General features: G+C 68.8%; 19 protein-coding genes and 1 pseudogene. 15 read left to right on the top strand and 5 right to left on the bottom strand.

Going from position 1 to position 22,971, the window contains the following annotated elements:
* Positions 1–22: 22 nt before the first annotated feature.
* The 4 genes from Air01nite_RS13735 to Air01nite_RS13720 all read right to left on the bottom strand — a co-directional run bounded on the left by Air01nite_RS13735 (position 23) and on the right by Air01nite_RS13720 (position 3,025).
* Complete coding sequence (locus Air01nite_RS13735) at positions 23–844, bottom strand: hypothetical protein (RefSeq protein ID WP_203702519.1); 822 nt, start codon at positions 842–844, stop codon at positions 23–25.
* A 15-nt stretch (positions 845–859) separates the two neighbouring features.
* Entirely contained in the window at positions 860–1,321 is a 462-nt protein-coding gene (locus tag Air01nite_RS13730) for a hypothetical protein (RefSeq protein ID WP_203702517.1), read from the bottom strand.
* Positions 1,322–1,659: 338 nt separating this feature from the next.
* Complete coding sequence (locus tag Air01nite_RS13725; protein WP_239090707.1) at positions 1,660–2,490, bottom strand: TRM11 family SAM-dependent methyltransferase; 831 nt, start codon at positions 2,488–2,490, stop codon at positions 1,660–1,662.
* A 4-nt stretch (positions 2,491–2,494) separates the two neighbouring features.
* Entirely contained in the window at positions 2,495–3,025 is a 531-nt protein-coding gene (locus Air01nite_RS13720; RefSeq protein WP_239090703.1) for a hypothetical protein, read from the bottom strand.
* A 305-nt stretch (positions 3,026–3,330) separates the two neighbouring features.
* Here Air01nite_RS13720 and Air01nite_RS13715 point away from each other — a divergent pair, with 305 nt between their 5' ends.
* From Air01nite_RS13715 to Air01nite_RS13655, 13 genes are all read left to right on the top strand, one after another.
* Positions 3,331–4,089 (top strand): hypothetical protein, encoded by a 759-nt coding sequence (locus Air01nite_RS13715; RefSeq protein ID WP_203702514.1) that lies wholly within the window; start codon positions 3,331–3,333, stop codon positions 4,087–4,089.
* A 275-nt stretch (positions 4,090–4,364) separates the two neighbouring features.
* A complete protein-coding gene (locus tag Air01nite_RS13710; RefSeq protein WP_203702513.1) occupies positions 4,365–4,658 on the top strand; it encodes a pilin in 294 nt (97 codons plus the stop codon).
* Positions 4,659–4,669: 11 nt separating this feature from the next.
* Positions 4,670–5,632: a TrbL/VirB6 family protein gene (locus Air01nite_RS13705; RefSeq protein ID WP_203702512.1), complete on the top strand. Its 963-nt coding sequence runs from the start codon at positions 4,670–4,672 to the stop codon at positions 5,630–5,632.
* Positions 5,632–6,519 carry a PrgI family protein gene (locus Air01nite_RS13700; RefSeq protein ID WP_203702511.1) on the top strand — a complete coding sequence of 296 codons (888 nt, stop codon included), beginning with the start codon at positions 5,632–5,634 and terminating at the stop codon, positions 6,517–6,519. The genes Air01nite_RS13705 and Air01nite_RS13700 overlap by 1 nt, the downstream gene beginning before the upstream one ends.
* Positions 6,516–8,261: a VirB4 family type IV secretion system protein gene (locus Air01nite_RS13695; RefSeq protein WP_239090702.1), complete on the top strand. Its 1,746-nt coding sequence runs from the start codon at positions 6,516–6,518 to the stop codon at positions 8,259–8,261. Before Air01nite_RS13700 ends, Air01nite_RS13695 begins: the two co-directional genes overlap by 4 nt.
* The gene (locus Air01nite_RS13690) at positions 8,258–10,705 is read left to right on the top strand and encodes a type IV secretion system DNA-binding domain-containing protein (RefSeq protein ID WP_203702510.1); all 2,448 of its coding nucleotides are present in this window, start codon (positions 8,258–8,260) and stop codon (positions 10,703–10,705) included. The genes Air01nite_RS13695 and Air01nite_RS13690 overlap by 4 nt, the downstream gene beginning before the upstream one ends.
* A gap of 208 nt (positions 10,706–10,913) precedes the next feature.
* On the top strand, positions 10,914–11,762 hold the full coding sequence (locus tag Air01nite_RS13685; RefSeq protein ID WP_203702509.1) for a replication-relaxation family protein: 849 nt from the start codon (positions 10,914–10,916) through the stop codon (positions 11,760–11,762).
* Positions 11,763–12,052: 290 nt separating this feature from the next.
* Complete coding sequence (locus Air01nite_RS13680; protein ID WP_203702508.1) at positions 12,053–12,754, top strand: hypothetical protein; 702 nt, start codon at positions 12,053–12,055, stop codon at positions 12,752–12,754.
* A gap of 75 nt (positions 12,755–12,829) precedes the next feature.
* Positions 12,830–13,555, top strand: a complete 726-nt coding sequence (locus Air01nite_RS13675; protein WP_203702507.1) for a hypothetical protein — start codon at positions 12,830–12,832, stop codon at positions 13,553–13,555.
* 111 nt (positions 13,556–13,666) lie between these two features.
* On the top strand, positions 13,667–14,683 hold the full coding sequence (locus Air01nite_RS13670) for a helix-turn-helix domain-containing protein (RefSeq protein ID WP_203702506.1): 1,017 nt from the start codon (positions 13,667–13,669) through the stop codon (positions 14,681–14,683).
* Positions 14,684–14,870: 187 nt separating this feature from the next.
* Positions 14,871–15,860: a DUF932 domain-containing protein gene (locus Air01nite_RS13665; protein WP_203702505.1), complete on the top strand. Its 990-nt coding sequence runs from the start codon at positions 14,871–14,873 to the stop codon at positions 15,858–15,860.
* 63 nt (positions 15,861–15,923) lie between these two features.
* The gene (locus Air01nite_RS13660) at positions 15,924–16,253 is read left to right on the top strand and encodes a hypothetical protein (protein WP_203702504.1); all 330 of its coding nucleotides are present in this window, start codon (positions 15,924–15,926) and stop codon (positions 16,251–16,253) included.
* 72 nt (positions 16,254–16,325) lie between these two features.
* Positions 16,326–16,664, top strand: a complete 339-nt coding sequence (locus tag Air01nite_RS13655; RefSeq protein ID WP_203702503.1) for a hypothetical protein — start codon at positions 16,326–16,328, stop codon at positions 16,662–16,664.
* A gap of 47 nt (positions 16,665–16,711) precedes the next feature.
* On the opposite strand, the gene Air01nite_RS13650 is transcribed toward Air01nite_RS13655, so the two are convergent.
* Positions 16,712–18,622 carry an Hsp70 family protein gene (locus tag Air01nite_RS13650; RefSeq protein WP_203702501.1) on the bottom strand — a complete coding sequence of 637 codons (1,911 nt, stop codon included), beginning with the start codon at positions 18,620–18,622 and terminating at the stop codon, positions 16,712–16,714.
* Between the two features lie 299 nt (positions 18,623–18,921).
* Here Air01nite_RS13650 and Air01nite_RS13645 point away from each other — a divergent pair, with 299 nt between their 5' ends.
* Together Air01nite_RS13645 and Air01nite_RS41905 are read left to right on the top strand one after the other, a co-directional pair.
* Positions 18,922–21,333, top strand: coding sequence for an AfsR/SARP family transcriptional regulator (locus tag Air01nite_RS13645; RefSeq protein ID WP_203702500.1), 2,412 nt, complete (start codon positions 18,922–18,924; stop codon positions 21,331–21,333).
* Positions 21,334–21,697: 364 nt separating this feature from the next.
* Positions 21,698–22,762: pseudogene (locus Air01nite_RS41905) on the top strand (recombinase family protein); the annotation flags it as partial.
* Positions 22,763–22,971: the final 209 nt, after the last annotated feature.

The raw sequence follows: 22,971 nt of genomic DNA, 5'->3' as shown, positions 1-22,971 counted from the left end.
GCTTCTCGGGCAACGCGGTAGGTCAGCTGGCGGAATCCCCTTCGGCGATGAGCCTCACGGGGATGTATCGCGGTGCGCCGACGCGAGCCGGGAAGCGGCCAGCGCTTGGACAGGCGCCGCCGTCGGCCCGCGTGTACGGGTCGTCGGTGCGGGGGCGGCGGCGCAGCAGCACGCCGGGTTTACGTCGGGCGCCGCCCGGTCGGGGCCCGTAGCGTTCGGAGAGCAGGTTGATCCCTTCGACCTCCGACGCGAACGGGATGTAGTCACCGCGGGAGACAATTCCGCCGAGGCGGTCGCAGCAGGCGACGCTGACCGGGTACCAGCCGTCGCGGGCCACAGTGGCGATGTGGCCGCAGCTCAGGAACAGTTCGAACACGCACAGCCGGTGCATCTCGCCGCCGGCTTCACCCGCGGCCTCGAGGTCCGCCGACAGCCGACCCCGCAGGAACGGGCGAACCACGTCGACGTCCAAGGGCTCGCCGTCGATCCGGTGCGGCCGGGTGATCGGCCGCCAACCGTCTAGATCGCAGGCCAGCCAGTTGATCTCGCCGACCGGGCCAGCGACTGCGGCGACGTCGCCGACGGCCAGCGAAGGCAAGCGGACCAGGCGGTACACCTTGATCGCCAGCAGCGACTCCGCGTCGACCGGGCCGGTGTGTGGAGATGCGAGGTGGAGGCGGTCGGTGTTGAACGCGTTGAACGCCCAGTCGGCTGCGGCGTCGGGGCTCGTGTGCGCTGACAGGAGGGGACGGAACGTGATGGCGCCGGTGAGCCAGTCGCTGTCGGAGTAGGGCACGAACGGTGACGTGAGGTTGTGGTAGAGGCTGATGCGGTGACTGGACATGAGTGCGCTCCTCGTCTACCGGTCGGTGTGGGCCAGGGCCAGGTAGGCGCGCTTCAGGTCGCTGGTGACGAACTCGCCACCTTCGCCTGCTGTGGACAGCGCGTCGGCGGTCTGCCGATCGACGCCCGCTGTCGGTGAGCCGGCCCAGGCGATGGATCGTGTGTGGTCGGCGAGCTTTTGGACGGTCTGGGTGAGGTAGGCGTGTAGCAGGGTCAGGCCGTGGACGAGGTGGACCAGGTCCGCCCTGCTGTGGATACCTGCCGCGTGTGTGGCGGCGTCGTGGAGCCGCATCGCCGAGATCAAACTCAGTCGTACGGCAACGGTGGTGCGCACCGGGTCGAAGAGCCCTTCATCGCCGAGAACCGCTTCGGCGGCCGCGAGGAGCGCAGTGGCAGCCTCGGCGTCCGGACCATCCAAATCGGGGACCGGTTCGGTGAGGAACTCGACGTCGATCAGGTACCACGCGAGCTTGAGCATGTCTCCCTCCAAAGGGGGAAATTGCGCGCCGGCCACGACGTATGGACCTCCGCGCGGAGTGAGGAACGGTTGCGCGTGCAGAGGCATGGCGGCCGTGCCGTGGGATGCCGACGGATGAGGCGGGGCGAAAGGCCGCCGACCGTGTGGTGGGCGCGAATGCCGTCGCGGGCGCGTCAGATCGGCAACAAGGAGAAGGAAAGAGCCTTCAGGCTAGGTGCGGTCAGGAGATGCCGGCCCGTCTGTCAGGGCTCGACGAGCTGTCGGAAGCTGACAGCCCAGCTCCGCCCTACGCCCCGGGTGCGGCCTCGGGACCAAAGGCTGGCGGCCGGGCCACCGGTCTAGCGGCGTCGCAGGACAAGGACGTCCTCGTGAGCGATGAGGTGAACGGGGATGCCGTCGGCCCGGGACCTGCGGACAGCCATCAGGCCGAACATGGAAGCGCGGTGCACGATTTGACCGTCGCGGACCGCGGCGAGCATTGCCGCGCAGCGTTCGACCGGGTCGAAGCCGACGGACCGGGCGATGGCGAAGAGCTCGCCGGGGAGGTCGATGAGGTCGTCGGGCCGTCGGCGTACCGGCCGGCAGGTGATGACGGCGGTTCCCCCGGGTCGCAGCAGCGCGTGGCTGGCGGCGAGGATTGCGGCGAAGCCGTCGAGGAGCCGTGACCAGCCCGCGTAGGCGAGGTTGCCGTGTTCCCGGTCGCCGTAAAGGTGGGCACGCTTACGGACGCCGGCGCGGGTCATGGTGACCAGGCCGTGGGTAGACCGGCCGTACGGCGGGGACGTCAGCACCAGACCGACCTGGCCGAGCGCCGCCGCGGGGGCCACATCGAGCAAGCTGGTGGCGTCGCCGGTGATGACCTTTGCAGTCCCGCGTGCACCCTGACTCGCGGCCAAAGCAACGTTGGCATCGGCGAGCGCGGTGAACCGCGGTTCGATGTCGACGCCGAGAGCGTGCCGGCCAAGGTGCATCGCTTCGACCAGGCTGGTTCCGGATCCGCACATCGGGTCCAGGACCAGGTCTCCCGGCGCGGTGTAGGAGGCGATGGCGTGCGCAGCGAGGTCGGGGAGCATTTTGCCCGGGTGCGTGGACGACTCCGGCACGTACCGGCCACGGCGCTGGTCGCGGGACAGCCGCTGGCACGTCAACCAGATCGACGTGACCGGCATCGGCTCAGCCATTCTGATCACCGCCGGACCGAGTGCGCGTCAGAATGAGGACGTCGGTGTGGATGTTGAGCTCCGCGCGGCTGCCGGCTACCGGGGCGCGGTGCGTTGCCACGATGTGTTGGAGGTAGGACAGGCCGGCCTCTTTGGCGGCGATGACGACGTCGACCGGCTGGGTCGGGTCGCCGTGGGGAAGAAGCACGGCTACGCAGCCGCCAGCACGTAGGTGTGCGCGGCAGCGGCTGAAGAACTCCGACGGCGGGCCAGCCGCCGGTGGCGGCGGCCAGACGGCAACGACCAGTGCGGCTGGTTCAGGGCACCATCCGGCTGCATCGGTCGGGCCGGGGTGGCGGCGCCGCCGTGAGGCGATGACGGCACGGGTCAGCTGCGGGCCGACAGTCAGGTCGAGGATCAGGTCGCTGGTGTGGGTCAGGTTGTGGACCAGGCGGACACCCATGGGGTGGGAGATCGTCTCGCCCGGGTGAGGTGCGGGTACCGGCCAGACGGTGATGGGGACGGGCGGGTCGCCGGGCACCACGTCTCCGACGGGAACGGGCGCCCTGTGGTGGGTGTGGTCGGTCATCGGCACGGTGGCCCCCGGACCGGCGCGGGCGTACTGACAACCCGTAGTGCGGTGCTGTCAGCCCGATCGAACTCCGGCCCGAGCTGACAGCTCCCGGCCGCTCGACCCGAGGCAACACGGTCCGCGCAGCTTCCAACCTGACAGAACCTGTCGAGACCTGACCGCGGCCCGCGAACCGCTCGTGGTGTCAGGTCGAGCTGTCCCAATCGAGGCCTCGCTGACGCCACCCGGCGTCGGCAGCTCCTGCGAAAGGGATCGCTATGCCGACCCGACTCCACTCCGCGCTCACTGCCGCAGCAACCGCGTTCGAGTTCCTCGTCTGCGAACCGGCGCCCTTGGCGTTCGACGCCCGGCTCGTGGCCGGTTTGCCAGACCGTGTCATGCCTCTGGACGAGCTGCGGCAGCTGATCGTGGCGCAGCCCCACGGCAGCGACATCACCGACGCCCTGTGGAGGCAGCTGGCGGGCCACGCACGCGAGTGGGGCCCGGCCTGGGTGGTCGGCGCCGTCGGCGTCGCCCTGCCGGGACTGACCAGGATGGCCGCCAAAATCAGCCGAGGGCATGCCCGGCACGCCGACGACGTGGATTCCGAAGTCCTGGCCGGCTTCCTCCAGGCCCTCCGCGAGGCGCCGCTGGAGCCGCCGCGGCTGTGGCTGCGCCTGTGTTGGGCGGCATGGCGCGCAGGTGTCGCCGTGGTTACCTCCACCGACGTCGACGAGCTGCCATCCGACATCCCCACGGGCTCGCGGTCACCGTCGTTGCCCTATGGACACCCCGATCTGCTCCTCGGACGGGCCGCGGCCGCCGGTCTTATCTCGGCCGAGGCGGCGGAGCTGATCAGTTGCACGCGGTTCGGTGATGCGCTGATCGAGCAACTCGCGGCGGGTCAGGGCGTGTCGGCGTCGGCCCTGCGGATGCGCCGGCGCCGCGCCGAGCGCCTGGTGGCCGCCGCTGTGCACCGCGGCGACCTGTCCGGCCCTATGGTCGGTGCGCGTCGGGGCCGGGACGAGGCGGCCTGATCTGGCCGCCACGTGGGCGTTGCCGGCGAGCCTGTCAGGCGCTGACAGCAGGCGTGCGGGTTCGATCGGCCTGACAGCCGAGATCTGGGCGGTGCATGCCATCCACGGCATGCCCGCCCGGTGGGACAGCCCGAGTGGCCACGGTCCGGCACGGCTTGGCGATGGCGTACTGACAATCGAGCCCTTCGCTACCCGCAAGGGAGGAGCGCCCCCACCGGACCACCGGCCGCGACGGCCCCACCGCGGCGGACCACCTCCTTTGTGGAGCCGCCGCTATGCACACGTTCCTTTCGCTGCTGACCGACGCGGTCTCGGCCACGCCGCCGCTCGCTGCACCCAAGACCGTCCCCGAGGTCATCGACGGCATCACCGGCTGGGTCATGGGGATCCTTGCCGCCGTCGCCACGATGTTCTTCGCCATCGGTGCCCTGCTGTACATGGGTGCCGGCAACGACACGGGCCGGGTTGAGCAGTCTAAGGGCTACTTCAAACGGTCGCTCGGTGGCTACGCCCTCGCCGTGCTGTCACCGGTTTTCCTGCAGATCCTGCAGAGCATCATCGGCGGGTAGGGGCACTGGTCATGGTCGACCACTTCCTCGACGGCACGATCGACTGGGTTGCCGACCGCATCATCGACGTTCTCAGCGGCGTGCTCGCCTTCCTGACGTCGGAGATGTTCCTGTCGCCGGACGTCACCGTCCTCCCCCAGGTCCAGACGATCGCCGGCCGCAGCGCGCTGGTCGTCAACGCCTGCTTCGGGCTCGCGATCATCACGGTGGGTGTCGCTTTGATGGTCAGCGGATCCGTCCAGACGCGCTACACCCTCAAGGATTTCCTCCCGCGCCTCGTCGTCGGGTTCGCGCTATCCGTGTTCGCGATGCCGATGTGCGCCGTCATCATCCAGGTCGCCAACGCGCTGACCGTCTCGATGGTCGGCACGGACACCCCCACTGTCGACGCGGTCACCATGGCCCGCACGCACGTGGTCGCCGCCTTGGCCGATCCGCACACCGCACTTCTCGCCCTGCTCGTCGGGCCGCTCATCGTCGGACTGACGGCGTCACTCGTCGTCGGCTGGCTCGTCCGCATCGGTGTACTGATCATCCTGGCCGGGCTCGCCCCGATCGCGCTGGCCTGCCACAGCCTGCCGTGGACCGAACCTGTCGCCTACCTATGGTGGCGAGCCCTGCTCGGATGCCTCGCCACTCCCACGCTGCAGGCAGTGACCCTCGCGACCGGCGTAGAACTGATCTTGGACCCGCGGTCGAACCTGCCCGTCGTGATGGGCCTACCCCAGACGGACCTGCTCAACCTGTTCATCGTCGCCGTCGTCCTGTGGGTCACCGTCAGCATCCCCGGCTTCGTCCGCCGGGTCGTCCGGCAGCCCCGCAGCCGCAGCACCGGCGCCGTCCTGGCCCGGGTCGCGGTCGTGCAGACCGTTGGACGCCATCTGCGTCGCCGGCCGGCAGCGTCGCCACGGGTGCGGGTCAGCAACCACACCCACCGGCGGCAGCGCCGTGTCGTGCTCAATCGGGAGACCTGATGCACGACATCGACGATGCCCCGCGCGCGGTGGTGCCCGCCAACATCAACGAGCCCGACCGGATCGCGTTCGGGTTGACGTTCCGTCAGCTGGCCATCATCGGCGCTGTCGCGCTGACTGGCTTCGGCGTCTACCGCCTCGCCGGCAACATGCTGCCGCTGCCGGTATGGCTGTTCGTGGCCGCCGTCGTGGCCGCCGCAACGGTCGTCGTCACGCTGGGACGTCGCGACGGGGTCTCGCTGGACGTGTGGCTGCTCAACGGCATCACCTTCAGCCGAGCGCCGCGGACGCTGGCACCCGGTTCGCCGCACGCCACCACGGTCGCCGTGCTCGCCGGCGCGACGGCACTGCCGGCCCCGCTGCGAACCCCGGTGACGTCGGTCAGCCCGCGCGGAGTGGTCACCTGCGACCGGGCGGCCCGGGTCGTCATCGCCTGCGGCACCACCAACATCCACCTGCGCACCGGAGACGAGCAAGAAGCGCTCCTTGACGGGTTCGGTCGGTTCCTCAACGCGCTGACCGGTCCCACGCAAATTCTTGCCTCCGCGCAACCCCACGACCTGTCCGCGGACGCCCACGCCGTCGCCGACCACGCACCACGCTTACCGCACCCGGCCCTGCGAGCCGCCGCCGACGACCACGCCGCGTTCCTGCTCGACCTCGGTGCCCGCCGCGATCCGCTGCGCCGCCACGTCCTCACCGTCGTCACCAGCGCCCACGCCGCCGACGCCGCGCGCGCCCTGTCGGGCCTGGGCGTCCCCGCCACAGCGTTGGACGGTCCGGCGGTCACCGCCGCCCTGGCCAGCGCGGTCGATCCGTTCTCCCCGCCGACACCCGGACCCCGCGCGACCGCCGGCGCCCCGATCACCCTGCGGAGCACACCATGAAGCCGTTCCTGCGGCCTACGACACCCGCGACCGCCACGGACGGCATGCCGTCGCCAGCGGCCTTGCAGGTCACCCCGTCACATGTGCGGCTCGGCGACGGATACGCCGCCACCTACGTCGTGTGCGGCTTCCCGGCCGAGGTCGGTGCGGCCTGGCTGGACCCGTTGCTGTCCTACCCCGGTCGTGTCGACGTCGCCATCCACATCGAGCCGGTTCCTGCCCAGCTGGCCGCTCCCATGCTGCGACGGCAACGCAGCCGCCTCGAATCGTCACGGCGCATCGACGCCGACCGCGGGCGCCTCGGCGACCCGATCGTCGAGGCCGCCGCCGCCGACGCCGCCGACCTCGCGGACCGCGTCGCCCGGGGAGCGGCGAAGCTGTTCGACACCGGCATCTACATCACCGTCCACGCCCGCGACCTCGATGAGCTCCGCGCGGCCGCCGACGGGGTGAAGGCCGCGGCCGCCAGTGTCCTGCTCGACTTGCAACCGGCAACGTTCCGCCACCAACAGGGCTGGGTCGCCACCCTGCCCATCGGCGAAGACCCGCTGCGCGTGCGCCGCATCCTTGACACTCCGGCTTTGGCCGCCGCGTTCCCGTTCGCGTCAGCGGACCTTCCTGCGCCCACGCCCGGCGCCGCACCCTCACCCGGCGGGGTCCTGTATGGGGTCAACACCACCAGCAACGGCGTCCTGGTCTGGAACCGGTGGGCCCAGGACAACCACAACTCCGTCGTCTTGGCCCGCAGCGGCGCCGGCAAGTCGTACCTCGTGAAGTTGGACGTGCTCCGCAATCTGTACCAGGGCACAATGGTGTCGGTTGTCGACCCCGAGGACGAGTACGCACCGCTGGCCGAGCACGTCGGCGGGACCGTCGTCCAGCTCGGCCGTCCAGGCGTGCGGATCAACCCGCTCGACGTGCCCGCCGACGGGCGCCCCGACACGCTCACCCGACGCGGCCTGTTCCTGCACACCCTGATCGCGGTGATGCTGGGGGCCACACCGCCACCGGCAGAGAGCGCCGCTCTGGACCGGGCCATCATCGCCACCTACGCCCGAGCCGGAATCAGCGCCGACCCCACGACCTGGAGCCGACCCGCGCCGTTGCTGCGCGACCTAGCCGACACGCTCGCGGCCGACCGCGACCCTGCCGCCGGACAGTTGGCCGCACGGGTCGCCCCGTGGACAACGGGGAACTTCGCGAGCCTGTTCGACGGGCCGACGACCACCGCACCGCAGGGCCACCTCGTCGTCTGGTCACTGCGGCACCTACCGGACGAGATCCGCAACGTGGGCACGCTCCTCGCCCTCGACGCCATCTGGTCGCGCATCGACACACCCTCCGCCACCACGGACCGACAGCTCGTCGTCGTGGACGAGGCATGGCTGCTGATGCGCGACGGTGAGGGCGCCCGGTTCCTGTTCCGGATGGCCAAGGCAGCCCGCAAGCGCGCGGCCGGGCTGTGCGTCGTCACCCAAGACGCCGCCGACGTCCTGTCCACCGACCTCGGCCTCGCCGTGGTCTCCAATGCGGCCACCCAGATCCTGATGGGCCAGTCCCCTCAAACGATCGACGCGATCGCCGAAGCATTCGACCTGACCGCAGGCGAAACCCGCCTCTTGCTCTCCGCGCCCCGCGGAGAAGGGCTGCTCGTCGCGGGCCGCGACCGCATCCCGTTCCGCTCCGTCGGCTCGCCCAGCGAACACCGCATCGCGATCACCGGAATCGGGGAGACGGCATGACCAACGCCCCGACATGGCCGGTCGACGCCTGGGCATGGCTCGCGGCGCGGCCATGGCTGGCACTGGTCGCTGTCGCAGTCACCGCAGCGGCAACAGCAGGCCGTCAGCAGTTATTCGCGTGGCGGCACCAACGGTGGGCGGCGGACGCCCGGCTGCTAAGCATTGCTGCACCTCCTGAGGTGACGGCGGAGTCGGCTGCGGTGTTCTGGACCACCATGGTCGGCGTCCTCACTCCTTCGGTGTGGCGGCGCCGACTCTTCGGGACGCCGCACGTGGCATGGGAATACGCGTGGTCCGCCCGAGCCCTGACGATCCGTGTCTGGGTGCCCGGCACCGTGCCGCCAGGCGCGGTCGAAGCCGCCGCCCGGGCGGCGTGGCCCGCCGCGACCGTCGCCGTCTCCGACGCCGCCCCGCCCATTCCGGAGACTGCCGTTGAGCAGGCGGGCGGGGCCTACTGGCCGCAGCACGGCGACGTGCTACCGCTGCGCGTCGACCACGACAGCGACCCGCTGCGGGCACTCCTCGCCGCCGGGGCGCAGGTCCGGAACCGCGAGCACGCCTGCGTCCAGATCCTGGCCCGGCCGGCAGCACCTCGACGCGTCCGCCGAGCACGGGAATCGGCTGCCAGCGGGCAACCCGGCCGCAACGACCCGGCCGCCCTGATCGCGACCGTTATCGCGCGCCTAGTGGCCCAGCCGCTGCTGTGGCTTCTCGAGGTGCTCCTCCCTGGCCCGTCCAAACCGGGTGCCGCCTCGACCACCACGACGCGTGCGGGCGATCGGGATCCGGTCGCCTCCACGATCGTCCGTGCCATGGTCGCCAAAGCGACCACAGTGCCGCACCTGGAGATCGCCGTGCGATACGCCGTGGCCGCCGAAACACCGGCCTCCGCCAGCGCTAACCGCCGCCGTCAGGGCCGCGAACGCCTCGCCGGGCTCGCGCACTCGATCGCGGCCGCCTCCGCCACCTACACCGGTCCCAACCGGCTTCGGCGGCTGCGGCTGCCCTCGCCGGTCACCGCGCTGGCGGCCCGCCGGCTCCGGCGCGGATTCCTGGCCACCGTCCCCGAGCTCGCCGCGATGGCCGCGCTGCCACAAGACCTCGCGGTGCCGGGCCTCGACCGTGCCCGCGCGAAAGCGGTCCCCGCGCCAGCCCAAATCCCGTCCGGCGGCCGCGGCGTCAAACTCCTGGGCCGCTCACAGCTCGGCCGAGCCAGCGTTGGAGTACACACTCTCGACACCCGCCAGCACATCCACATCGTCGGCAAGACCGGCGCCGGCAAGTCCACCCTGCTACTGAGCATGATCCTCGGCGACATCAAGGCCGGCCGCGGCACCGTCGTCGTCGACCCGCGCGGCGACCTGGTCACCGACATCCTCGACCGGCTCCCCGCCTCCTACGCCGACAAGATCGTCCTCATCGACCCCGATCAGGACAACCCAGCCTGCTTCAACCCCCTCGACGATCGTGGGGATCCGCACCTCGCTGTCGACAACCTCGTCGGCATCTTTGCCAAGATCTTCCAAGGGCAGTGGGGGCCGCGCATGGACGACACCATGCGCGTGGCCTGCCTGACCCTCATGCGGCACGCGCGACCCACCCTGAGCCTCGTGCCTTCCCTGCTCCAGGACCGCGAATTCCGGGCCCGGTTCACGCACGGCCTGGACGACCCGGACGGCCTCGGCGGCTTCTGGATCTGGTACGACAGCATCAACGAGCAGTTCCGCGGCCAGGTCATCGCACCTGTCCTGGCCAGGTTGAGAGCGTTCCTGCTGCGGGACTTCGTCAAATCGGTGATCGGCAACGCCCACAGCTCGTTCGACATGGGCCGCGTCCTCGACGGCGGAGTCCTGCTGTGCCGACTGCCGAAAGGAATCCTCGGCGAGGACACCATGAGGATCCTCGGCTCGCTGATCGTCGCCCGTGTGTGGCAGGCTGCCACCGCGCGAGCGAGGATCCCCGAGGATCAGCGCAAAGACGCCACCCTCTATGTGGAGGAGTGCCAGAACTTCCTCACGCTGCCCGGCAGCGTCGGAGACATGCTGGCCGAGGCCCGCGGCTTCCGTCTCGGCATGGTCCTGGCCCACCAGCATCTGGCCCAACTGCCCAAGGACGTCGCCGCAGCCATCTCGGCCAACGCCCGGTCGAAGCTGTACTTCACCATCGATCCCGCCGACGCCCGAGAACTGTCGCGGCACACCAAACCCGAGATCGACGAACACGACCTCGCCCACCTCGACGCGTTCACCGGCGCCGCCAGACTACTGGTCGGCAACCGCGAGCTGCCCGCGTTCACCTTCATCACCAACCCACCCGTGCCGATCGTCGGCGAGGCAACTGCCATCCGTCAGGCGTGCGCAGCGAAGCACGCACCTGGTGACGAGCCGCCCATGCAACAACTCGCGCGCACCGCCATGCGACGCCGGCTATCCGAACAACGCTGACCGGCACCGGCCTCGTCTCAGCACTCGCTTGGGTGCGGCATTGGGGGCTCGTCTGGGGGCGTCCACGATCCGAGGCCACAGACGAGCCCTCCCGCCCGGAGGCATATGCGCCCCGGGCTGCGAGAACCCTGGCCGCTGCGAGCACAGCCACCAAGATCAATGAATCCAGACTCCCTACGGGACTCTCTCTCCAGGGGTGATCCAGCCCATGCCTCAATACCGTTCCAGCCTGCTGGCCATCTACCCCCACATCACCGACCGCGACCGGCGGCTACTGCAACTGCTTGACGACCACCTGGTCCTCACCACGGACCAGATTCACCGACTGCTGTTCCTCGCCCGCCGCACCTGCCAGATCCGCCTCAACGAGCTACGCGCTCTCGGCCTGCTCGAGCGATTTCGGTTCGCCCGCGCCGGCGGCGGCAGCCAGCCATGGCACTGGACCCTCGGCCACGATGGTCACCGATTCCAAGCCGCCGCACACGACCTGCCCGAACCAACCCTGCGCTCCAGCAGGCAACGCATCAACCGACTGTCCGCGAACCCGCATCTGACCCATCTGCTGACGGCAAACGAGTTCAGCGTCCGCCTGTGCGCCCACACGCGCGCGAACGCCGATGCCCGACTCGACCGATGGTGGTCCGAGGTCACCGCCGCCAGGCAGTTCCGCACCATCACCGCGGACGGGCACGGCCTGTGGAGCGTCGGCGGGATCACCGCCGGTTTCTTCCTGGAAGCCGACTCAGGCAGCGAGCCCCTCGCGCGTGTGGTGGCCAAGCTCGACCGGTACGCGGACCTCGCCCGCCGCGGCGGCCCCCGGTACCCGGTCCTGTTCTGGCTGCCGAGCGCGGCGCGCGAGGACCACCTCCACGGGCGCCTGCGTCTCCGGCATGCCGACGTGCCCACCGCCACGGCCACCCACGACAGCGACCCGGCCGAGACCGTCTGGCTGCCCGGCAACGGCACCCAACGACTCCGGCTGATCGAACTGCCCAGCGACCACGGGCAAGCCGTCGCCGACAACCCCAACTTCGTCGACGGCGTCTTTGTGGCCTGACAGGCCCTGACAGGGCAACACCATCAGCCTCATCGGTGCAGGTCAGCGGATTTTGTGTCAGCTGGGCCTGTCAGGTCGCGCGGCTACGGTGCTCGGCACATCCATTTCTTTCTGCTCGCGCCACCGCCCGTCTCCCACCCGGCGCATGCCCGCGCTCGCAGGATCACCAGCCCACCTCTTTGGTCGGCTGGCCATCCAGGTTCAGCGCCCACAGGGCAGCCCGCCGCGAACAGACGCGCGTCTGTGGCGACACCTCGCCATGCCCACCTGCCGCGAAGGGAGCACCTGTCGTGCCCACCAACACCCCCATGGCCGCACGCGTGGTCACCGTCTGCTTCGCAGACGGCGATGACGCCGACTGGTTCGCCGCCTCGGAGAAGATCAACGATCTGCTTCACGCCCACGGCACACCCTCACGCCGTTACCACGTAAGGCACCGCCGCCTCGTCGGCTGGCTCACCCGCTGGTTCGGCTACTTCCTGCTCGACGCCGCCCTCCGCCTCAGCGGTTACACCGTCGCCGCCGGCGGCCGAAAGAGCCGCCTTGACCTCACCACCACCGCCGCCCGCGCCGCCGACGACGCCCGCAACCGGTGGCAGGCCTTCCACGCCTACATCGCCACGACGACACCGAACGCCCGGCCGTGGGAGGACCTCCTCGCCCAACACCACGCCGCGCCAGACAAGGTCACACTCGCCGAGGCCCGCCGCCGCTTCGAACAACAGCCACGGGTCCTCGCGATGCTCGCCCACAGCGGCGGCCACACCTTCGACCCCTACGAACTCGCCCTCTACCAGGCCAGCGAAGCAACCTACACCGGCCTGCACTGGCGCACCGCGCTCGTCGGCGACGCCCTGATCACCACAGACGGCCGCCTTCTACAACCCGCCGGCCCGTCCCTCGCCGACCGCCTCCGATTCCTCAACGATGCCTGCGTCTATCTGCGCCGCCTGCGCTCCAACGCGCGACTCTGCGCCGTTGCCCTCGCCTGACACCCCGCCCACGGCCGGCCCAGCATCGCTGCGGCCGGCCGTTCCCTGTCCATCGAGGACCGACGAGGAGACCCCATGTTCCTGACCGACCCCGCACTGCGATGGATCGCGGCCGCAACCGACGACGTTCTGCCCGACCATCTGTGGCGCCACGACACCGCACGCGACGACACCTGCGGCGAACTCGCCACATTGCTTCACAAGATCACATTGCGGTTCAACGACAGCTCCAGCGCACTCGACAAGGCAGTCAACGGGTTGGCTGAGCGCAGCAACGCGGCACAGCAACTGCTGTGCGCGGGCGTCCACATCCGGTACGCCGGACAGTTGCAAGCCATCGCGGACATCTACGCCGCTAGCGAGCAGCACACCGTCCTGGGCGAGCTCCTAGTCGAGGCGTACCAGGGATGGCGCAGTCACCGGACGATCGGCGACGGCGATGAACGCTACCTGCTCCTCCAGCCCGGTGACCCGTCCTACGGCGTGGCCATGCTTCGCCGCCAACCCGCGAACACCTGGTTGATGTTCGTGGACGCCGAGGCCGCCGCAGCGTTCCAGGTCCCCTACCCCGCTCGGATCCTGGGCGAGATCCGCCGCATCGACGCCGGTTGGCTGCCGACGGCGAGCACCAGTCCGGACCACCACCCCAAGGGCACCGCCGACAGGCTGCCGCAATGCGAAGACCTCGCAACCGCCTGCCGGGCGCTTCTGCGCTGGTGGCGGTTACGGCACTCGCCCGAATGGAACAACCGCCGCCCCGTCCACCTCAGCCCTGCCGAACGGGCAGAGCTGACGGCCTGAGCTCAGCTCGGCGACCCGAACACGGCGCTGATGCCGCAGTCGTACCGAAACCGACAGGACGAAACGACCGTTCTGTCCAGCCACCCGCAGACTCCCGAAGGAGGACGCACCATGGAACACCCGGCCCTGTCACCAACCGCAAAGGCGGTCCTCGACGCGCTGGTCGAACTCGGCCAGGGCACAGCCGAGGAGCTGGCGGAGAAATCCGGCAAATCCCGCGCCACCACAGGCCGTGCCGTCAAAGCCCTTCACGACGCCGGTCTTGTCGCCCCGGCCGAAGGCGCCGACGCGTCCAGCGACGGCACCTCGACGCAGTGGGTCGTCGCGACGCCCCCGCCGACCGAGCAACCGGCGCCGGATCCGGAAGCGGTCCCAACCCGCGAGAGCGAGACCAACACCGAGCCCGGAGCCGACGACAGTTCGGATCAGGCTCCTCAGCCGGACGGTGACGGTGGAGCTGAGGACAGCGACGACGGCCGTGGCCGCGATGACGTCGAGCAGAACGACCAACCCGCGCCGGACCAGGTTGCCCCGGTCAGCCGGCCCGGCGACCGCAAGGTCATGGCGATCAAGGGAGTCCTGAGCGACCACGGCGACAATGGCGCCACGCTCGACACCATCGTCCAGGACAGCGGATTCGGCCACGCCACGGTCATACGCCTCCTGGCTGCCATGGAGCAGGCAGATGCTGCCCGCCGCATCCCGCAACAAGACGGCGAATCGTCGCAGCGGTGGATGGCCGGACCAGCGAGGGCAAGCGCGGTGGACCCGAACCCGGCACCGCCACGGTGCCAGACCTGCGGACAAGTCATCCGCGCCGCCCGAACCCCGAGGCCCGTGACTGCCGGCGCCGCCGAAACCGTCAACACCGACGGAAACCGTCCGTTCGCCAAAGGCGAACTCGAGGCACTGACCGTAGGCTATCTGGCCGCCCGGCCCGGTCAGCCACTGAGCCCGCAAGAGATCGCCCACGGCATCAGCGAGGAGCTCGGCGGCCGCGACGTGAGCTCGGGCGCTGTCCGCAACAACTGCGCGAAGGCCGCGCTAGCCGGACGGATCCGCCTACACACGGAGACACCGCAGCGCTTCGTCTACCCAGCGACGGGCAGCGACGACGGCAACAGCTGAGCCATCCGGGTGGGCCTTCACACCGCGCACGAACACCCGCTGCTGACCGACGTCAGCCGTCATCGCCCACCGGAGCGGTCTCGGCAACCCTTAGGCGTCACGTCGGGCGTCTGCTGATCCGATCACCCATCCCAGGGGCCGAGCCGTGCGCTCGGCCCCCCTCCTTCACGTTCACGAAAGGAGAACCGTGCCGCACGAACTCGAAACGTTCGCCAACGGTCAGACCGCCTTCGCAACCGCCCGCATCTCCGCATGGCATCGCCTCGGCACCGTCACCGAGACCACCATGAGCGCCGAAGAGATCATGGCGAAAGCGTTCCTCGGCAACTGGGGCGTGAGAAAGATCCGCCTCGTCGGGATCGACACCGTCAACGGGACCGAAACACAGATCGCCTGCGACGACAAACGGATGACAGTCCGCCGCAACCCTGTCACCGGAGAGACCGAGTACCTGGGCATCGTCGGCGACGAGTACGGCGTCGTCCAGAACGAGCAATGCGCTGAGATCCTCGATCGCCTCGTCGACGAGGTCGGAGGCGCCCACTTCGAGACCGCCGGCAGCCTGCGCAGGGGCAAGAGCGTGTTCGTGACCATGAAACTGCCCTCGGCCATGCACATCGCCGGCGTCGACCGACTCGACCTGTATCTGGTGGCCACCACGTCCCACGACGGCACCGCAGCGCTACGAGTCGACGCGAGCCCTATCCGGGTCGTCTGCGCCAACACCCAACGGGCAGCATTCCAAAACGCCGTCGGGACCTACGTGTTCCGCCACACCAGCAATGTGAACTCCCAGATCACCCAAGCCCGCGAAGCCCTAGGCCTGATGTGGACCTATCTAGGGGAGTTCGAGCATGCCGCGGAACGAATGATGAACGAGACGCTGGCCATGGCCGAGTTCGAGAACACGATCGCGAAGATCTGGCCGATCGCCGACAACGCCTCGGACGGCACCAAGAAGAACGCCAAGCAGCGACTCGGCACCCTCAAGTACCTGATCCGAGAGGCCGACACCCAAGCAGCGATCCGTGGCACGCGCTGGGCGGGATACCAGGCGATCGTCGAGTACCTCGACCACCACCAGCCGGCCAAGAACGACACCGTTCGCGCCCAACGCGTTCTGACCGGCAACGTCGGCGAGCTCAAACTACGCGCCTTCGACCTGCTGACGCTCTGAACCGCATCCTCGCCGCTCAAGCCGCTGTCTGCGGCCCAGCGGATTGACTCTTCGGGAGATCTGATGCCGTACACGCCACCACGCGAGCGGCTCTGCGACTGCCGCTGCCCACTCCACTACCGCCGCCCGCGCAACACCTACACCGAGGCCGCCTGCGGCTGCAGCGTCACCTGCGCCACCCAGCCCATGACCCTGATCGTCGAGCAATGGAACTGCGCGTTGTTCCTCGACACGGCCGGGAACCTGTTGTACGTCGACTCCCTCGGCCACGGGAGCTGGGCCTGGGACTCTGCCGGTGAGATTGACACCCGGCACGACTTCTTCGAGGCCAGCCAAGTCCTCGAGCGTCTGCTCCGCCACGCGGCGCAGTCCATCGGTCCGACTCTCCGCTAACCCGTCCCCACCGGTGGGCCGCCCTCTGGGCGGCCCACCACCCTTTTGCGCTTCATCACAAAGGAGACCCCCATGTACTCGACCTTTCTCCGGCCGTACGAGCAGGACTGTGACTGCCGGTGCCCGGCTCACCGTGGCCAGCCCCGACTGACCTACAACGACTCGAACTGCCACTGCCTCATCACCTGCGCCACGCAACCCCTGACCCTGCTCGCCCCGGAAGTCGGCGGGGCGTTGTTCCTGAACTTCCACGGGACACTCTGGTTCGTCTCCGCTCCCGAACCAGGTCACTGGGATTGGAGGCACGCCACGCCGGTCGACGTCGGCCACCGGCTGCTCGCCACCGCCATCGCCATCGCCGACGCGCTGCACTCGTCTTCCATCGAGCTTCAGCGGTTCAGGCACCACTGATGGGCCGCAGGGCGGCACTCGCCCGGTGCCGCGTGCCGGTGAACTGTCTACGGCGACCTGGTCGCCAGCAGATGATGCACACGCTCCCGTAGTCCTGGATACGCGACGCGGGCGCTAACCCCCACCCTCGTGGCGGTCCACCACACGCAGCCGGTGACGTAGGCGAGCGTGATCGCGCGAACGTTGCCGAGACTGGCGACGCTGAAGCACCCGACCGCCAGGATCACCGCCGTCAAGACTTGGAGGCGCCGGCTTCGGACCACCGTCATCGCGATCGCGATACCTGTGATCGCGGCACTGAGGCGAATGATGACCGACGAGGTGCCCGCGCTGATCTGGGCGTGGACGGCGTAGCGCATCCCGATCATGCCGAGGCTGCCCAGCAGTACAGCGGCCAGCGGATGGCGCAGATGAGCAAGCCAGGTCGGGATCGTGGGAGCCGGGACCGATCGCGCCAGCGCCGCGATGAGAAGCGCTCCGGCCGCGACGGGCAGAGCCGGCACGATCGCGTGCGACGCGTACTCGGTGGTCGTCGCTCCAACGAGAGCACCGATCGCCAGCCCGAACAACGCCGAGACGACGATCCCAAGTACGCCCGCGCCGGAGAACGTGGCGCGGATCAGCGCTGCGCCTTCGGACGGGTTGGCGTTGGAGGTCGACAGGTAGAGGGTCGGCAGCAGATGGGCGACCGACCAGGTGGTGAGAACGGCAGCGACGGCAGCAGCCGAGATGAGCTCTTCCGCCAGGTGGACGAACAGGCCGCTGGCGTTGTTTGTCGTGAACAAGGTCATCAGGACGAAGGCGAGGAGCGCCAAAGAGGAGGCGGCAAAGAGTGCTGGTCTCATGAAGTCGGTCAGGCGGAGCTTGACCCGCGGCAGCTGGAGAGGCGTCGTGAGCGGCGTGGAAGCGGTGGCCGTGGTGAGCGCTCCGTTGGCGGCGGCGATGTCGGTTCGACCGGGAAGTCGAGGTTCGTGACCCGTTGCTGCCGCCACCGCCTGCTTCATTCCTGGAAGGGCGGCGCCACCCCCTGTAAGCACCACGAGGAACAGGTGGCTGCGGTCGATGTCCGCTGCGGAAAGCACCTCGGATGTTGCGGCGTCGAGCGCGGCGAGCGCAGGCCCTGCGATCTTGGCGAGAGCAACCCTGTCCACGACGACAGGCGGGTGAGGATCATGCAGAGCGACGGCGGTCCGGTCGTGTTCCGCCAGATCCACCTTCGCGTCCTCAGCTGCGGCGAGGACTGACTGCCACTGTGGGTCGTTGGCATCCTCCTCGAGCTGGGGCGCACCCGGTGGTGTCACCGCGTCCAGGAGGTGGAGCGCGAGGAGCCGGTCGACATCACGACCCGCCGCACCGGTAGCGACAACGGTTGCGAGTTGCTGAAATCCGCCATCGGACTGTTCGAGGACGGTGAGCGTCGTCGCGGCGGCTCCCGAGTCGCACACCAGCACGTATCCGCCGCTTGGCACCTGCTGTCCGGTTGTAGAGGTCAGATACGTGGTGACCGCCGCCGGCGATGAGACAAAGACAATGTCAGTGAATCCCGCTGCTGTGGCGCCTTGGCGCAGACTGTCTCGACGGATCCGTCCCCACGCCGGCGGGACAGTCAACACGACCGCGCTCAAGGCGTGGCCGACGATTCGGTTCGCCTCGGCATGCACTGCCGTCAGGATCGCGGCGAAGATGTCGTGGGCCTCAATCGCTCGGTCGCCGAGTTGGACGGGTCCGGCGCCGAGGGCCGATATCGGGTCTTCGAGGTAGCGATCGGGCTGCTCCACAGCCGCGGCGCGGGCAGACGACCCGACGAGGAAGCCTCCACCGTGCAGTGCGAACACACCACTGCGCATTCGGGGGGACCCGTCCGGCATGAGTGGTATCCGCCCACCGTCGGCTAGCGCGAGGACGGCCTTGGTGTTAGCCGAGCCGATGTCAACGCCGAGACGGGCAGCCGCGGGCACTCAAGCAGTCTGCCCACGCATCTCCTTCTGCGCCGACCCGATGCCGGTGTGTGATCAAAGATATGCGGATTGTGAACATTTCTCGATCGAGAGGTTGAGATGTGACCGAGGATGCGAGTAAACGCGAGGTATCTGCCTGCCCGCTGCCCCCGGAGGCTGCCCTGACCCGATCCCCGGATCGGCCGACGCGCGACCGAGACGATCTTCTACGTCAGGAGACCGTCTGGGTTGCGGCACCTCCATCGAGAAGGCCGAGCGCGACCAAGCGGGCTGTCGCGCGGGCGCGCGCGGTCGGTGCCGTGCTGACGTTCGCCGTGTGGCTTGTCGGCATTCCCGTCACCCTCGTGATCGTCGCGGGGTGGCCGGTGCCCGAGACGCTCCCTTCAGGACGAGACTTCCTGGACGCCTTGTCGCAACCGGACTTGTTGACGGAGCAGAACCTTCTCAAGGTTGCCGCCGCGCTCATCTGGCTGATGTGGGGCCTGTCCATCGCGTACACCGCGTACGCGCTGGCTGCACTCGCGCCGTCGCGCATGCCGCGGTTTCCTGTCCCAAGGCTCGCACGTCGGATCGTCACCGGCCTGGTCGGTTCGATCTCCGTTACGGCTACGGGCCAGGTCGCAGCCGCCGCTGCACCGCCTGCGGTCACGGCTACCGCTCAAGACGTCGAAGCGCCAGCGCAGACACCCCAGCCTTCAGCCAGTCCGACCACCGATTCAGCGGCGCAGGCGAAGCCGGACCCGGTTCACCGGGTCGTTCGGGGCGACACCCTCTGGGACATCGCCGACGACCACCTCGGCGACCCGAACCGGTGGGACGACATCTATGACATCAACAAGGGACGACGCCAGCCCGACGGACGCGCTCTGCGGGATCCAGATCTGATCCAGCCTGGATGGCGGCTCACGATCCCGACCCAAGCCGCTCGCGCCGCCCCCACGCCCCCTAACCGAACGCCCGACGATCCCCGACCGGTCCCAACCGAGTCGCCTACGCCCACGCCAGCCACGGCAACTACGCCACCTTCAGCGCCAGCAGACGCGCGCCGAGACGTCCACGTCACCAGCACAGACGAGCGGGGCATCGAACTATCCGATGGAAGCTGGATCCCCTGGGCACTCGCTGGCGCCCTCGCGACCGTCGCGGCCGCCGTATGGAGGCAGCGCAGGCGCCGCTACACCGGCCACGACGTGGAAGACCTTCCGACGATGCCGCCGCCGGCTCTCGCAGCAATCGACCGCGCAGCGACCAAGGCCAAGACCCGCAGGCCGACCGACGGAGCCTCCGGCAGCCGAATCCCTGTCGAAGAGACCGCGGCTCAGCGGATGCGTATGCCGCAAGTAACTGCTCTCGTCGGCGATGGAAGGTTGGGAGTGGCGCGCTCGGCGATGGCGCAGACCCTGACCACTCCCGCTTCCGAAAACACCGAACTGCGTGGCGAAGTCGTCACCGATCAAGCGTCGGTTGCGGCAATGCTCGGACCCTTCGGCAGCACAGTCGAGAGTTGGACGCGGCTGCACGTCGCGGCGGACATCGACGAGGCTGTCGGCATCCTCGAAGCGAGGCTCCTACACCGCGCCCGAATCCTCGATACCCAGGCGACAGAGGAGCCACCACCGCTGTTGTTCATCTGCACAGCGCCATATCAGTCCGCCCCGCCTCGCCTTAATGCGATCCTTGGGCAAGGACTTCCCTCTGGCGCGAGCGCGCTCCTCCTGGGCGATTGGCCCGCCGCCGAGACCTTGAACGTCACTAGCGATGGCACCGTTCGACGTACCGGCAGCCTGCCCGCGGCCCGGGTCGCAATCCTCACAGCACGCACCGCCAACGAGGCGATCAACGCCCTGCACGAAGCTCAGACAGGCGAAACGGCGAGCACTCCGGCGAGCCCCGACCTCGTCCCGATCGCGGCAAGCCGTACTCAGACCACCGAACTGGCACCCCCGCCGGCCATGGCCGTAGCAACCGACCAACCAGCGGCAGCGAAAGGACGACTACGCGTCCTGGGCCCACCCGGAATCGACGGCATCACCGGACCGGGCCGACCGCTACGCGCGAAAGCACTCGAAGTCGCGGTCCTACTCGCCTGCCATCCCGACGGCCTCACCACCCGAGACATCGGCGAACATGTCGAACCCGACGCGAAACTCAAGCAAGCCGACGAACGTGTCCACACCAACATCTCCAACCTCAAGCACGTCTTCGGACGATCGGCGGGCAGGCGCACCAACGCCTATGTCATCAGGGCCAACGGCAGGTACCAACTGGACCGCGACGCCGTGGACGTCGACCTCTGGGAACTGCGGGACCTGCTCCGCAACGCCGCGATCGCCAACCACGGCACCCGGCGACGCCACCTCGAGGCCGCCTGCGCGCTGTACACCGCACCCTTGGCGGCATCGACCACCTACGACTGGATCCAACCTCACCGTGAAGCTGTCCGCCGGTGGGGAACCGAAGCGCACCTCCAGCTAGGGGAACTCCTGCTCGCCGAGGACCCGACTGCAGCCTCGCATCTTCTGGACAAGGCGATCACCCTCGACCGGTTGAACGAGGCGCTGTACCGGCTAGCGATGCGCGCCCGCCACGCCTTGAACGACACCGAGTCGGTCGACACGCTCCTGCGTGCCTTAACGCGGGCGCTCGCCGAGATCGACGCGAAGCCCGACCAGGAGACCACTGAACTCGCGCGCCGGCTTCAGGCCCGCTGAGCAATCTCCTTACCGACTGCGGTTGCGGCATCGAGCCCGCCGCTCAGGAAATGTCCATCCTTGATCCGAAAGGAGAACCCCGTGGCCGAAACGTCTGTGGACGCGGTAACGCGCGTTCCCATCGCCAAGGGAAATCCGTGGTTGACGCCAGCAATCAGCAACACAATGGGACGGCGCCGCCCGCCCCAACAAATCGCGTTGTGGACAATGTCAAATCCGAATTGTCGACAAAACGTGTCACAGCGGGTCCGCCGAATATCGACCAATCGCCATTAGAATTGGATTTTGATATCACTATTGTTGGCGGCGCAGCTGGCAGGCGGTTAGCAACCGAACAGGTCGACGCCATTCTGGAGGTATTCGAATGGTTCACTCGAAGGCCACCTCGGTCGACGTGACCGAGAACAGCGAGGCGGATTCCGCCAAACTTGCGACTTGGCTCCAGGCCCGTGTCGTCGACACTCCCGAACCGCGGCGGCTGCGGCTGGCCTGGATGGGAAGAACATCGGACGACGAGGTCCAAGACCCCACGATCTCCCTCCCCAGGCAGCTGCGCTCCTGCCAGGTCGCGCTCAGCGACGACATGGAGATAAGCCTGCACTTCTGGGACGTTGAGACTTCACGCAAGGCGCTCGGCGCTCGGGGCACCAGTTCTGCCTGGCGCAACTTCGACATCGACATCCCACGCGACGGCGGGATCGCCGACCTACTTGCTGAGGCGCAGCGGCCTGACCGTAGGTTCGACGGGGTCATCTGTGAATCCATTGACCGCATCGCCCGGCTGACCTACCAGAGCACGAAGATCGAACATGACCTCGAACAGCTTGGCATCCCGCTGATCGCGGCGGACGAGCCGGTCATGCGATCCGCGCGGACCGGCCGGATCGAGAAAAAGGCCGGCATGGTGCTGCTGCGCCGCGCCAAGCAGGGTGTCGCCGAGTGGTATGTGCTCGAAATGCTGGAGAAGTCCCGCAACGGCATCGAGATCCACACCGACCAAGGCTTCAACGTCGGCAAGCCGCCCTACGGCTACCGCGCGGAGCGAATCCGGCACCCGGTTCCGGCCAAACGGGCCGAGGGCAAGCACAAGACCAAGCTCGCGCCCGACGCCGCCCGCGGGCCGGTCGTCACGCGAATCTTCGAGATGCGCGCCAACGACGGCCTCTCCTACCGCATGATCGCCGGGACGTTAAACGAGGACCTCACTGAGAACCCACCACCGGAGCCGGTAGACCCCATGCGGGCCCTTGGCCGCTGGAGCCCTTCATCGGTTCGCGAGATCCTGATCAACCCGAAGTACACCGGTCACATGGTCTGGAACCGCCGCGCCACCAAGGACAAGCAAAGTCCTGGCAAGGTGAACCCCCGCGACGAGTGGATCATCTCCAGCCGCCCCGTACACGAGGCCCTCGTACCCGTCGAACTCTTCCTCGCGGCACAGCCCACGCCACGGCGACGCGACAAGGCCCGCGCCGACCTCGGCCCGATGGCCCGGAACCCACATCGCCAGACGAAAAGCGTCTACCGCCTCCGGTCCTACGTGTACTGCTCACCCTGCGGAACGCGCATGCACGGCAAACGCAACCACGCCGGCACCGCCTACAGCTACTGCCAGCCTCGGGGACGAGTCCGTCCGGA

Origin of the sequence: Asanoa iriomotensis, assembly GCF_016862515.1 — a bacterium.
GTDB classification, from domain to species: Bacteria; Actinomycetota; Actinomycetes; order Mycobacteriales; family Micromonosporaceae; genus Asanoa; species Asanoa iriomotensis.
This window is presented reverse-complemented; position numbering and strand designations above follow the sequence as displayed.

What these genes read in the sequence shown, in the direction of transcription:
- Air01nite_RS13725 (WP_239090707.1), bottom strand. Translation starts at nt 2,490, where the DNA reads ATGCCGGTCACGTCGATCTGGTTGACGTGCCAGCGGCTGTCCCGCGAC.
- Air01nite_RS13735 (WP_203702519.1), bottom strand. Translation starts at nt 844, where the DNA reads ATGTCCAGTCACCGCATCAGCCTCTACCACAACCTCACGTCACCGTTC.
- Air01nite_RS13675 (WP_203702507.1), top strand. Translation starts at nt 12,830, where the DNA reads ATGTTCCTGACCGACCCCGCACTGCGATGGATCGCGGCCGCAACCGAC.
- Air01nite_RS13695 (WP_239090702.1), top strand. Translation starts at nt 6,516, where the DNA reads ATGAAGCCGTTCCTGCGGCCTACGACACCCGCGACCGCCACGGACGGC.
- Air01nite_RS13715 (WP_203702514.1), top strand. Translation starts at nt 3,331, where the DNA reads ATGCCGACCCGACTCCACTCCGCGCTCACTGCCGCAGCAACCGCGTTC.
- Air01nite_RS13700 (WP_203702511.1), top strand. Translation starts at nt 5,632, where the DNA reads ATGCACGACATCGACGATGCCCCGCGCGCGGTGGTGCCCGCCAACATC.
- Air01nite_RS13705 (WP_203702512.1), top strand. Translation starts at nt 4,670, where the DNA reads ATGGTCGACCACTTCCTCGACGGCACGATCGACTGGGTTGCCGACCGC.
- Air01nite_RS13710 (WP_203702513.1), top strand. Translation starts at nt 4,365, where the DNA reads ATGCACACGTTCCTTTCGCTGCTGACCGACGCGGTCTCGGCCACGCCG.
- Air01nite_RS13730 (WP_203702517.1), bottom strand. Translation starts at nt 1,321, where the DNA reads ATGCTCAAGCTCGCGTGGTACCTGATCGACGTCGAGTTCCTCACCGAA.
- Air01nite_RS13660 (WP_203702504.1), top strand. Translation starts at nt 15,924, where the DNA reads ATGCCGTACACGCCACCACGCGAGCGGCTCTGCGACTGCCGCTGCCCA.
- Air01nite_RS13655 (WP_203702503.1), top strand. Translation starts at nt 16,326, where the DNA reads ATGTACTCGACCTTTCTCCGGCCGTACGAGCAGGACTGTGACTGCCGG.
- Air01nite_RS13690 (WP_203702510.1), top strand. Translation starts at nt 8,258, where the DNA reads ATGACCAACGCCCCGACATGGCCGGTCGACGCCTGGGCATGGCTCGCG.
- Air01nite_RS13685 (WP_203702509.1), top strand. Translation starts at nt 10,914, where the DNA reads ATGCCTCAATACCGTTCCAGCCTGCTGGCCATCTACCCCCACATCACC.
- Air01nite_RS13670 (WP_203702506.1), top strand. Translation starts at nt 13,667, where the DNA reads ATGGAACACCCGGCCCTGTCACCAACCGCAAAGGCGGTCCTCGACGCG.